Annotated in this window: 12 protein-coding genes and 1 pseudogene; 3 read left to right on the top strand and 10 right to left on the bottom strand. The window is 40.3% G+C overall.

Annotated elements, in window-relative coordinates; translation table 11 throughout:
• Nucleotides 1-265 precede the first annotated feature (265 nt).
• From HWQ40_RS23635 to HWQ40_RS23610, 6 genes are all read right to left on the bottom strand, one after another.
• Nucleotides 266-442, bottom strand: a complete 177-nt coding sequence (locus tag HWQ40_RS23635) for a hypothetical protein (protein ID WP_292782544.1) — start codon at nt 440-442, stop codon at nt 266-268.
• Between the two features lie 482 nt (nt 443-924).
• Nucleotides 925-1,683 (bottom strand): YebC/PmpR family DNA-binding transcriptional regulator, encoded by a 759-nt coding sequence (locus HWQ40_RS23630; protein WP_292782541.1) that lies wholly within the window; start codon nt 1,681-1,683, stop codon nt 925-927.
• Between the two features lie 284 nt (nt 1,684-1,967).
• Nucleotides 1,968-3,536: a metallophosphoesterase gene (locus HWQ40_RS23625; RefSeq protein WP_292782538.1), complete on the bottom strand. Its 1,569-nt coding sequence runs from the start codon at nt 3,534-3,536 to the stop codon at nt 1,968-1,970.
• A 191-nt stretch (nt 3,537-3,727) separates the two neighbouring features.
• Nucleotides 3,728-4,153: a type II toxin-antitoxin system VapC family toxin gene (locus HWQ40_RS23620; RefSeq protein ID WP_292782535.1), complete on the bottom strand. Its 426-nt coding sequence runs from the start codon at nt 4,151-4,153 to the stop codon at nt 3,728-3,730.
• A 7-nt stretch (nt 4,154-4,160) separates the two neighbouring features.
• Nucleotides 4,161-4,376, bottom strand: a complete 216-nt coding sequence (locus HWQ40_RS23615; protein ID WP_181928639.1) for a hypothetical protein — start codon at nt 4,374-4,376, stop codon at nt 4,161-4,163.
• A 126-nt stretch (nt 4,377-4,502) separates the two neighbouring features.
• On the bottom strand, nt 4,503-5,735 hold the full coding sequence (locus tag HWQ40_RS23610) for a damage-control phosphatase ARMT1 family protein (protein WP_292782529.1): 1,233 nt from the start codon (nt 5,733-5,735) through the stop codon (nt 4,503-4,505).
• Nucleotides 5,736-6,048: 313 nt separating this feature from the next.
• On the opposite strand from HWQ40_RS23610, the pseudogene HWQ40_RS35730 reads away from it, so the two are divergent.
• Nucleotides 6,049-6,153: pseudogene (locus tag HWQ40_RS35730) on the top strand (DUF4360 domain-containing protein); the annotation flags it as partial.
• 201 nt (nt 6,154-6,354) lie between these two features.
• On the opposite strand, the gene HWQ40_RS23605 reads toward HWQ40_RS35730, so the two are convergent.
• The gene (locus tag HWQ40_RS23605; RefSeq protein ID WP_292782526.1) at nt 6,355-6,756 is read right to left on the bottom strand and encodes a hypothetical protein; all 402 of its coding nucleotides are present in this window, start codon (nt 6,754-6,756) and stop codon (nt 6,355-6,357) included.
• A gap of 279 nt (nt 6,757-7,035) precedes the next feature.
• Complete coding sequence (locus HWQ40_RS23600) at nt 7,036-7,260, bottom strand: hypothetical protein (RefSeq protein ID WP_292782523.1); 225 nt, start codon at nt 7,258-7,260, stop codon at nt 7,036-7,038.
• A 569-nt stretch (nt 7,261-7,829) separates the two neighbouring features.
• Here HWQ40_RS23600 and HWQ40_RS23595 point away from each other — a divergent pair.
• Nucleotides 7,830-8,114, top strand: coding sequence for a DUF427 domain-containing protein (locus tag HWQ40_RS23595; RefSeq protein ID WP_229468517.1), 285 nt, complete (start codon nt 7,830-7,832; stop codon nt 8,112-8,114).
• A gap of 134 nt (nt 8,115-8,248) precedes the next feature.
• Here HWQ40_RS23595 and HWQ40_RS23590 read toward each other — a convergent pair whose 3' ends face one another.
• Nucleotides 8,249-9,379, bottom strand: coding sequence for a PEP-CTERM sorting domain-containing protein (locus tag HWQ40_RS23590; RefSeq protein ID WP_292782520.1), 1,131 nt, complete (start codon nt 9,377-9,379; stop codon nt 8,249-8,251).
• Nucleotides 9,380-9,515: 136 nt separating this feature from the next.
• Between HWQ40_RS23590 and HWQ40_RS23585 the strand changes: the two genes are divergently transcribed.
• Nucleotides 9,516-10,637, top strand: a complete 1,122-nt coding sequence (locus tag HWQ40_RS23585; RefSeq protein ID WP_292782518.1) for a carboxylate-amine ligase — start codon at nt 9,516-9,518, stop codon at nt 10,635-10,637.
• A gap of 141 nt (nt 10,638-10,778) precedes the next feature.
• Here the strand turns inward: HWQ40_RS23585 and HWQ40_RS23580 are convergent, their stop codons facing one another.
• Nucleotides 10,779-11,045, bottom strand: a complete 267-nt coding sequence (locus HWQ40_RS23580) for a hypothetical protein (RefSeq protein ID WP_292782515.1) — start codon at nt 11,043-11,045, stop codon at nt 10,779-10,781.
• Between the last annotated feature and the right edge of the window lie 48 nt (nt 11,046-11,093).

Raw genomic sequence — 11,093 nt, 5'->3', positions numbered from 1 at the left:
CAATCGAGTTTGTCTTGAACCTAGTGTCCTAATTACCTTGGCGATTGCTATATCTCCTAAATCTTAAGCAAAGATCCGAGTATTTGATTTAATATCAAATCTTAACTTTAATTTTTATGCGATCGCACCCTTAAGCAAGTTAATAAAAAAACCCGCTGATTGGGGTAGGATTCCAGCGGGGTTAAATAATACAGTTTTTTCAGAGAAACCAACACTAAACTTAATTACAGAGTTACTAGAAACTTTTACGACTAATAGTAACTATTTATAAATGTTTATGAACTATTTTTTTAGCATGACGTCTGTGATGTTTAGTATGATGAACTTTAACAGATTTTACGCTAGTATGATGGATAGTTTTAGCTTGAGCTTGAGATGCAAAAGCGGTTACAGGTGCAGCAAAAATTAGAGCCAAAAGTAAAGCTTTAGCGAACTTATTCACTTGAAAATCCTCATCAGGTAATCAACAATTTAACTATCCAATAGACGTATGTCATAAGTTTGTAATTGATATGAATCTTTCATGTCTATTTTTACATCCGTCAAATATAGGACTTACGTCAATACTGTTCGGGTAAGGCAAGAGACGCGATGAATCGCCGTCTCTACAATGATGATTTATCATATCTTTAGCGATCTATAATTTTCCTCAAAAAACCTTAACCGAATCGTATTGGATCTGACGTGAACTTATCCCACTATTCTAAAAATCTCTACTTTTTGTCGTACAATGTGCTTGAAAACCTTAATTTTTCGTTTTCATTTCTCAATAAGTTTAAGTTTTGTAGTACAAACATTATTAGTAGTATAGGTTAGTGGAATACTTAGCTAAAAAATACTTGCTGGCATTTCAATTTTAAATGTAACAATTTGGATATCATCCAAATAACTGTAATTTGGCTATGATACCTGGGTTAGTTTTGATTAGGAAATGCTGAGAGCCATCAATTCTTCTGCTACGTCAAAGTTAGCTGTGACATTTTGCACGTCATCCAAGCTTTCTAGAGTATCAATTAACTTAAAAAGCGATCGCGCCTGATCGGGATCGGTAACTTCTACACTATTACTAGGAATCCAGCGCAATTCGGCATCAGTTATCTTAAAGCCTTGATTTTTGAGTGTCTGACTAAGGGTTTCTAAATTTGCAATATCAGTAAATACCTCAGCCATCTCATCTTCAGTCATCTCATAAGACTGGGCACCGCCTTCGAGGGATGCTTCTAAAAGCTGTTCTTCGTCAAGTACACCTTGCACTACACAAACGCCTTTTTGTTCAAACATCCAGCTAACGCAACCTGTTTCACCAAGATTGCCACCATTTTTACTAAAAGCTACACGCAAGTCAGCAGCAGTGCGATTGCGATTATCTGTGAGGGCTTCGATTAAAATCGCTACACCACAAGGGCCATAACCTTCGTAGCGAATCGCTTCAAAGGTGGCATTATCGCCGCCAAAAGTGCCTGCACCTTTAGCGATCGCTCGTTCAATATTATCATTGGGAATACTCGCTGCCTTTGCCTTGTCAATTGCCGTGCGAAGTTGAAAATTCAGCGCCGGATCTGGTACGCCGCTTCTAGCGGCAACGATAATCGCCCTGGATAACTGAGTAAAGGTTTTTCCCTTTTTTGCATCTACTACCGCTTTTTGGCGCTTAATATTTGCCCATTTACTATGTCCTGCCATAATTTGAGATTATCATAACTCTATTCAAGATTAGGATATATTTAGTACAGCATGGTGTAAATAAACATACCATTTCAAATGGCGCGAGAGCTTGGAATATAATTATGCGTGACTTTTGACTTTTGACTTTTGACTTCCGCCTTGCGGTACTAGCTTTTGTCTGAATGCAAAGGTGCATTTGGTAAAAGTTCGCCAAGATAATCACTCAAAGCAACCCAGCAGCACTGAAATTTGATTTTCAAGTGAGATGAGGAATGGTGTAGTTCAATTACTTCGCATCCCGTTTAGATCACAAAAGGTTCAAGTTCCGTATTATGCCACTCTTGTTCAAGCCGTTCAGTAATCAACGGTCTGATGATAAACTTGGGCGGGATACCATCCAGAACATCAATCCGCACACATGAATAAGGTAGTCGGTTCTGGAAATTGTAGTTATGACGACCCACAAATAGCATTGAATCCGCGACTTTCCGAGTGGGTTTACCTGCAATCTCAGCAAAAGTTTCCATCAATTCAGTCCCTTCTCGCCGTTGATAGCGGGGACGATGACCGCTACCACCAGAGATAATGCAGTTAATCTGCGAGTCTGCAAATCCGGTATCAGTTGTGCAAAGATGCTCTAAACAGTGAGCGTGACCATTTAAAATCAAATCGACTATGGGACGTTCTTTAATTAGAGAACCAAGGGTTTCTGCTACTTGTTCAAACACCCAGCGCAAACGGTGGCGAACCGCCAAGGTTTGTGCCTGATTCCACTTGGTAGCTTCTGTGACGTAGGGGGGATGGTGGAAAAAGATTACACGTCCACGCACTTCGGAGGTGTTCCAAGATTCAATTAGTCTGTTTCGCAACCATTCAAGTTGTTCAAAGTCGATCGCAGGCATTTGATGAGATGCTAGTTGTTTTTCAATGTCAATTTTGATTTCGTTTATTTGGTCTAATTTGGCACTAAGGTCATCAAGTTGTTCCGCTTCGGTGGGTTTATCTGGGTTGAGTCCATCGTATATTTTCAAAATCTGCAATTCTTCTCGATCTATTTCCTGGCGACGCTTTTGTAATTCCCGGCGGTAAATTTCTCCTTCTTGAGTTGCAGGTAAAGGTGATGGTGTATTAAAAGTATTAGAATCCAGTGCAAAAAAGTCAATCCCGCCGTAACGAAAGGTGTAATAGCGATTGGGTAAACGGGTAAACTGTCCAGGTTCATAACGCAAACAGCGCCCTGTGTCGGTCTTTGCAGTGTAGTGCCGATCTAAATGACGTTCTAACTCTTGTGGAGACATTGCCTGAGTGTAGTCCATAAATGCACGTGCATAAGCATTACCTTGATACGAGCCATGCCAGCCAATCTCGATATCTTTATAGCGGAATAGGCGACGTAGTGAGGATGTTGTGCCAGTAAATAAACGGTACATCAACGGGACATCGTAGTAATCATGATTACCAAGTACTGGCAAGAACGGTAGATTAAACACCATGCGGTCATAAGGAATGCCTTTCGGGTTGTCACCACCGACAAGAAATTCCCGGTAAGGCTCAATAAAGTTTGTTGAATAATATTCTTGGGAACCCACCACATAGATTACATCGCCAGTGTGTAACACAAAGCTGCAATCATCGCGGTGAGTCAGCATCAGTTCGGCAACTTTTCGTTGGGGGTGGTGTCGAGAATGAGATTTAGTGCCGGAATCACCGATAACCATAAAGGAAAATTCTGGATTATCCTGCCTGCGATCGTCAATAACTATACTGGTTTGGTCAATTCCCCGTTGCACAAAACTTGGATGCATCCACCGCACCCGTTCCTTCATCTTTTGAATTTTCACAGGAATCGGTGGATCGGAAATCAATTTCATGGCTGATAACTCTTGAATGCCTAACGCACACGCCGATTGTAACGAAATAATAAGTATTGGTGAGTGGGGGAGATGAGGGAGAAATCAATTCAAAATTCAAAATTCAAAATTTAAAATGAAAGAACTTCTGCCTCCTGCCTCCTGCCTGCTGCCTCCTCTTTCCCAATCCCCAATGCCCAATTCCCAAAACCTTACGGCAAATTTTCTCGCAGTAATGCTCGAAAGCCTGCTTGTTGAAAATGCTCATCGGCGGTGAGTGCTTCAGTGATTCCGCTATATTGCATAACAATAAAAGATACGCAATTGACAAATCCCCATTCTTTCTCTGTTCGTTCGCGATATAGCTGGAAAGCACGTTCGTAGAGTTCTTGGGAAAGGGGGACAATTTCTACTTTGGAGTCTACTACTAGAGAATTTAATAATATGATTGCCGCCTGACGATAAGGTTGTTGGGATAAGGCATTGCCAATTTCCAACATCACCGCCTGTGTCGTCACCAAACGAGTTTCTGCTGCTTGTAACATTTTAGCCAAGTGTAAGGCTCGGTCATGCAAGCGATCGCTCGGTGCAGATAAGGCAATGGCAAATGATGTATCAAGAAAGACTTCAGAATGCATGAAAAGTTTATTTACTGTATAAATATTTATCTATATTGGCAGACCAGTCAGGTGGCCCTTCGAGGTTGAGCGATCGCGCCGTTTGCAAAAATGATACTGTTTCATGTTCGCTTGGCGGTAAAATTTCAATACTGATTCGCACGCGGGTATTAATTGGCAGTGCGATCGGTTCAGCCGGATAGAACACTTTGCCATTAAACACAGCTGTGATTTTTTCTACCATTTTCCTTAAAAAGTTCTTCTAGTCTATCCTAAGCTGGTTGTGGTGATACGGGTAGGGTAGACGACCCGATAAGTAGTGAAGATACGTATACTTCTTTTACAAATTATCTCGATTTTTCAAAATTGCCTAAACTACCAACTGAATTACACCCCACTGTCCATTTGTCAACCAAGAAGAGTCAGATTTTGCTACTTTCTCAATAACTTCTGGTTTTAAACCAACTGCTACTTCTGACTTTAGGGTGCGTAGAGCTACCATTGGCATAGGTAGGTAGCAGACTATATCTGCAATGTCGGTGGTAAGTTCCCAGTGGCGATCGCCTAATAATCGGCGATAATTGGCATCTCCTTTGACTATAACCAAACTCGCATTGGCTAACTCATTTTTGAGGGAGTTGGGTATTTCCCAAAAAGCTAAAGGCGATGTCCAAAAGTAATCTTCAGATAGTACTAAACGCCCTGATGTAATATTGTCTTGCAGTCTTTGGGTAAAGGATGTAACTTGTTGATTTCCACTAGCGGCTAAAAAACTTGTTGTGTAATGTACATCCTTAATCATGGCATCAGATACAAAAGTCGGATGTGGCTTTAAGTGTAGGTAAACCTGATTAGCCAGTCCGCTACTTAACAAAAAATCAACTAAACATAAATCACAAACAAGTTCAAAACCAGCATTATCTACAACAAAATCAATCCGTCCCCCTTGAGAGTTGATTAACAATTCCGTGACTTGGGAGGCATCATTTACTAGGATGTGAGCTAGTTGGGTTTGAATATCAAAACGACTGCGATCGCTCTCGGATGTTGACCATAAACTCAAGTCAACTCGATTTCCCCACAAAGCAAAATATAACAATGCTATTAAAGCTGTTTGATTTGATTCTCCCTTCAGTTGTGAATTATCTAACCAATTCTTAGCCTGACCACACAGTAGAATAATCGAATCTAAAGATGCTTCTAAACTTTGAGATTTTTGTAACTCAAATGGATCGACACCTTGCCAGACACCAGGGCGAAAATAATTAGTAATTTCTAGAATTAACCGAAAAAAATAAGTTTCGGCAAAAAACCAAGGAACATCTAGCCAACGCTGACCTTTGTAGAATTCTAAATATGTATTCCAGGCTAAAAAATCTACAGCAGTCTTATTTAAAAGAGGTTGCACATATCCTGCTGGCAACTCTGTAGCCAGATTTTCTAAGCTGGTATTAATTTCAGCCGAGAAATTATTTTCAGCGATAACTCGACGAGCGATCGCAGGCATTCGTTGAGTAACTGTAAACTCAGTAAAAGAACCGACTTCTGACCCCAAAAGAGACAGTGGTATGGGCAATTTGGGGATGTAGGATATATTCGCCACCAACTTCTCTTATCCTCATATTTTTAGTTATTCTAACCCCGTGTGCGACTTAATTTCAAACCTAATCAACTCAAAAGCAGGATAAACCAACCGATGCTACAAATAAAAAATTTAAGAAAGTCAGAAAATCTATTCAAGAAGGTGGAATAATATTTATCCATTTTCAAATACTTTTCAGAATAAGCTTTCACTTACCCCTGTTTTATTACTCGCACGAGGTAATAATCTAGAATACATACGGAACAAGGGTTTTAGCAAAACTTCATTCCAAGCATCCTGTTAGAAAATAAAGCCTCAAATTCCTACTTCGTCTAATGCTTCGATGCGCGCTAGTGGTGTCGGGATGGCCACCGTTGACTCTTTTGATCTTGCTCACCGTGGCTTAGTTTATCACCTCAGATATCGTCGCTGCGTTTAACTAACTACTAATTCGTGATTTTTGGACGTTTCACCATACCAATTAGTAGAATGCTAAATAGACAATGCTGTAGAAGCACAGTATGGATGTGCTTCTACAGCGTGATTTAAATAGATTTGGGAGATGCAGAGATTGATTTCAGCACTCCAGACGACTTAGTTCTGCTGTAAATCCGTTACGAACTTGACAACCCTAAATTGTCTATTGTGAATCATTAGTATCGCCAAATGATCTCATCTGTAACTCGACTGCATTGACGTAACTTCGATCATTCAAAACTTCCGCTGGTAACTTATTAGCCCTGATAGCAGCTTGAACCACATCTTTCGCAGTCAAGTATCCGGTTTGGTATTTGAATAACAAAGTGCCCCCACTGGGAATACCCTGCTCTTTTAAATAACCTTGATAAGCTAGAAAGGCAATATTGAAGGGTTGCAGATATTTAGTATCTGTAGGATTTTTACGTAAAGTATTATATCTGACATCTGTGTTTCTTTGTCCACCACTATTGTTAGTATTAGCTGTTTGAGCGCCAGCAATTCCAGGGATAAAAGCAATAGAAGTAATGATAAGTGCAGAATTTAGCAAGGTTGTGAATTTCATAATTTTATCCTCAGTAGAGATAAATTAGTATTTTTTAGTAATAGAGTTTTCTTTTTTGTCAATCTCAACCTCTTGCTATTAGTCCATCATCTTTGTTGATTTATTACTCACATATTTGAGTAAAATAGTTTTTTCAAACCTTGATAAAACAAGATTTAAAGAGAATTAATACAGGTTGATAATGAAGTATTGTGGAAACAAATTTATTATGAACTGTCACCAAGCTGTAATTGATAAAATGATCTAAGCTACACCTTAAAAGCACAGAACCAACTTAAATCATTCAAAATTACCAAAACCCATCATGTTATAGGCAATAAAAGCAGTATCAAAGGATTTGAGGTGATTGGCATTCGTGGAATAGCTAGGGAAAGTGTCAAAGTTGACAGCTGTGTTTATTGATGGGCTATTGTGATTCTTGGATGGATGAAAGCAAGTGATTTTAGGCATAGAATTAATCCAAGCAATAATATGTGCAGAAGTTAGCGAGTTTGTGAATTTCATAGAGTTATCCTCAACTAGAACAAAGGGCAATCAGTATTCTCTAGTAATAGAGTTCACTGTTTTATTAATCTCAATCTTTTATCGGATGTTTACCGGATGGTTTGATTTATTAATTACCCGAACTGATAAGTTAAATTCACCCCAATTGGAAGAATGGGGAATTAGGAGAAAGTTTAGTAATAACTTCAAAGAGGCAAAGATATGCTAAATAAAATCCTTAGCTGACAAGTATTTATAGAAGATGCATTAGCGTAGCTCATCGCAGGCATCGCCTATTCACATATCTAGAGATTTTTTGCTTAAGGCTATGAACCGAAATCCAACTTGTTTGGCTAATTAACTTTCCATACCAATATGTTAGAAAATCTTTATGATGGAAGCAAATGCTTTTAATTTTCAAATTGATAAATAAAAGTGATTGCAATTAATATTTAGAGGGAAATCTTCCAACTCATTGCCTCTTCGTGACTTATGGACTATTTTGGCAGCGTCACGGGTTCCATAAATTCACTACAAATAAGCTGATAGTGTCAAAATGTTATATGTATAGTTTATTTACAAAGTCATTTATGCCGAAAGCAATTTGGAATGGAGCTGTTTTAGCCGAGAGTGATAATACTGTAGTTGTGGAAGGCAACCATTATTTCCCTGTTGACACCATTAACAAGCAGTACTTTACTGAAAGCAACACTCACACTACTTGTCCTTGGAAAGGTGTCGCCAGTTACTACAGTATCGACGTTGATGGGCAAATCAATAAAGATGCCGCTTGGTATTATCCCAGCGCTAAGGAAAAAGCTAAGAATATTGAAGGTCATGTCGCCTTCTGGAAGGGTGTAAAGGTTGAGGCTTAATAAAGGTTCCTGGAAGTATTTTAGTTTCAGGGACATTAATATTACGTCCGGCTAATTGCCCATAAAATAATTAGCCCGCACAAGCGGGCTAATTATTTAAACTATTTTATTTACGAATTTATTTCAATATGTGATTATACCTTTGCCTTGCAAAATGCTGCTTGCTTTCTCTTCGCCAGCCAAACCAGGCTACCAGCAAGTATAGTACCAGCAATCGCACTTGGTTCGGGTACTGGTTTTGATATAATAAAACCATTAGGGGCTGAGATAGTTATGTTACCTCCTAGTCTTGAATTATTGCTATCATCAGTGATCGTGCTTGGTTTGCGTACTGGTTTCAATATAAGAAGGTCAGGGATTGTAAGAGTTATGTTACCTCCTGCTCCTGAATGATTGCTACCAGCAGCGATCGCGCTTGGTTGGGGTACTGCTTTCGATATAAAAGCACCGGGTCTCACTGTAAGAGTATTGGTTGTAATAGTTAGGGTGCCTGCTGCTCCTGAATTCTTGCTACCACTGCTAATTTGCCCAGAATTGCCGTTGACGGTGCTGGTGGGAATCGTTACCTGACTACCCGGATTACTCACGAAAATGCTATCGGCAGCTGTTACAGTTAAATTGCCTCCTGCTCCTGAATTCTTGCTACCACCCTTAATATAGAGCCTACCAGTAGAGATAGTTAAATTGCCGCTAGAGGCAGTTAAATTGCTACCGATGGTGATGCTATCAAGAGCCGTTACATTACTATCATCGATTCCTGTTAGTCCACCATTGATCTCCAAATACTGGCTGTTGATAGTGCTATTGATAAGTGTTAGGTTACTATCTATATTCACATTGCGGCCGCTGATGGTGCTATTCGTAAACGTTACGTTACTAGAATTGTAAGCGTTGATATCACCAGCGATCGCTAGCCCAGAAAGTTCAACATTCGCGGCGTTAATGTCAAACACGGGGAAGTAATTATTGCTATTGATGGTAAGTAAGTTAGCACCTGGGCCATTAATAGTGAGATTTTTAGCGATCGCAAGTGCCCCACTGGTCAGGGTAATTGTACTGGGATTACTACCCAATAGGAACTCTACTACGTCATTGCTAGTTGCAGTGTTGATAGCGTCTCGCAATGAGCCAAAGCCACTGTCATCAAGATTGTTAACCGTCAAAGTAGCAGCTTGGGCTGATTCCACTTGCATTATCACCCAACCCAGAGCAACAGCTGTGGAAATAGCTTGAGCAACAGCCTTTTTTCTATTGTTTTTTGTCACTTAAAACTCCTCGATTTAGAGCAAGCAAGTATATTGAATGATGTTCAAGTTTATAACGTCTAACAAAATAAAATATAAGTATAATCTAGGGGTGCTGGTGTTGATTGATTAAACAAACGCTTGATCATCCAAATTTATGCCATCCCAGACTGAAGAATTTACTATTGGTGTCGAAGAAGAATATCAAATTATCAATCCCACGACGCGAGAACTAAGTTCGCGTGTGGAGCATATTCTTCCAAAAGCCCAGAAAGCAATTGGTTCAGAGGTGCAGCCAGAAGCCCAGCAATCGCAGATAGAAATTGGTACGCCCATCTGTAGAACACTTGCAGATGTACGCTCTGAGCTTGTTCGTTTGCGCTACGAAGTGATTGCGGCGGCTGCTAAGGACGGTAAGCAAATTGCTGCTGCTGGGACGCACCCGTTCTCACATTGGGATGAACAGCAGATCACGCCCAAAGAACGTTATCAAGATTTGATGCGAGATTATCAACAACTCACCCGTGAACTAGTCATCTTTGGCTGTCATGTGCATGTGGGAATTAGCGATCGCTCTACTGCCATCCAGGTGATGAACCGGACTCGTGTATGGCTTTCCCCACTCTTGGCACTGGCAGCATCTTCACCTTTTTGGTTAGGTACGGATACAGGCTATGCAAGCTATCGTACCGAAATTTGGAGTCGATGGCCTATATCTGGAGTACCACTGATTTTCGAGTCTTTAACTGATTACGAAGCGCTTGTACAAGTTTTAGTAGAGACAAAAAGTGTCGCGGAGGCGACGAAGATTTATTGGGATGTACGTTTGTCTGAGCGCTTTCCAACAATTGAGTTTCGAGTCACGGATGTCTGCCAGACAGTAGACGAAGCAGTAATGGTAGCAGGGCTTGTACGTGCTTTGGTGCGAACTTGCTACGAAGAAGTCATAACTGATAAACCGTTTCACCCAGTGCGTCACGAACTTATACGTGCTGCTCACTGGCGTGCCGCACGTTATGGATTAGATGAGGATTTAATTGACATTAGCGCTATAAAAGCTGTTCCGGCATGGGAGATGGTTGAGAGCTTTCTCAGTTTCGTGCGTCCATCGCTTGAGGAGTACGGAGAATGGGATGAAGTTTCGTCTCTTGTACATAGAACGATGGAGTTTGGGAATGGTGCAACACGACAACGCGAAATTTACAAACAAACGGGGCGTTTTTCAGATGTCGTCGATTTAATCGTCCAAGAAACAGCAAAAGGGATAGCTTCAGTATAAAGCTTTGGATATTGCAGTCCTAGCCAAAACAAGTTGTGTTGGAAAAGAACGGACAAGGCAGCCTTCCTGATTTAAGCTTTGTTTGTTGAGCGACAACGAAATCCAACCGATGATTCAGCTAATGTTCAAGCAATCCATCAATTACTCCCGCAACAATGCCCGAAAACCAGCTTGCACAAAATGCAAATCAGCAGTTATCGCATCAATCAAACTTTTTTCCCACATCACTGTAAAAGAAATGCAGTCTGTCAAACCCCAACTTTTATCAGGACGTTCGTTATAAAGTTGTAACGCACGGGTAAGCAATGATGTATCCACCGTTACTATCTGTAAATTAGCTGTCTTGTAACACTGCTGGATAAATTGCACCGCACCTGGACGATTCACAGCACTTAAAGCATTAGACATCTCCGAAAACAGTCAAAACTGCTTTGTGACTAGCTTACAAGGCGCATT

The organism is Nostoc sp. NMS9 (assembly GCF_017114995.1).
Classification (GTDB): domain Bacteria; phylum Cyanobacteriota; class Cyanobacteriia; order Cyanobacteriales; family Nostocaceae; genus Nostoc.
The sequence above is the reverse complement of the archived record's forward strand: the minus strand, read 5'-3'. Positions and strand labels throughout refer to the sequence as shown.

Bases quoted from the DNA above. Each gene is read 5' to 3' on its own strand.
- HWQ40_RS23630 (WP_292782541.1), bottom strand. From the start codon at position 1,683: ATGGCAGGACATAGTAAATGGGCAAATATTAAGCGCCAAAAAGCGGTA.
- HWQ40_RS23625 (WP_292782538.1), bottom strand. From the start codon at position 3,536: ATGAAATTGATTTCCGATCCACCGATTCCTGTGAAAATTCAAAAGATG.
- HWQ40_RS23620 (WP_292782535.1), bottom strand. From the start codon at position 4,153: ATGCATTCTGAAGTCTTTCTTGATACATCATTTGCCATTGCCTTATCT.
- HWQ40_RS23615 (WP_181928639.1), bottom strand. From the start codon at position 4,376: ATGGTAGAAAAAATCACAGCTGTGTTTAATGGCAAAGTGTTCTATCCG.
- HWQ40_RS23605 (WP_292782526.1), bottom strand. From the start codon at position 6,756: ATGAAATTCACAACCTTGCTAAATTCTGCACTTATCATTACTTCTATT.
- HWQ40_RS23600 (WP_292782523.1), bottom strand. From the start codon at position 7,260: ATGAAATTCACAAACTCGCTAACTTCTGCACATATTATTGCTTGGATT.
- HWQ40_RS23595 (WP_229468517.1), top strand. From the start codon at position 7,830: ATGCCGAAAGCAATTTGGAATGGAGCTGTTTTAGCCGAGAGTGATAAT.
- HWQ40_RS23585 (WP_292782518.1), top strand. From the start codon at position 9,516: ATGCCATCCCAGACTGAAGAATTTACTATTGGTGTCGAAGAAGAATAT.
- HWQ40_RS23580 (WP_292782515.1), bottom strand. From the start codon at position 11,045: ATGTCTAATGCTTTAAGTGCTGTGAATCGTCCAGGTGCGGTGCAATTT.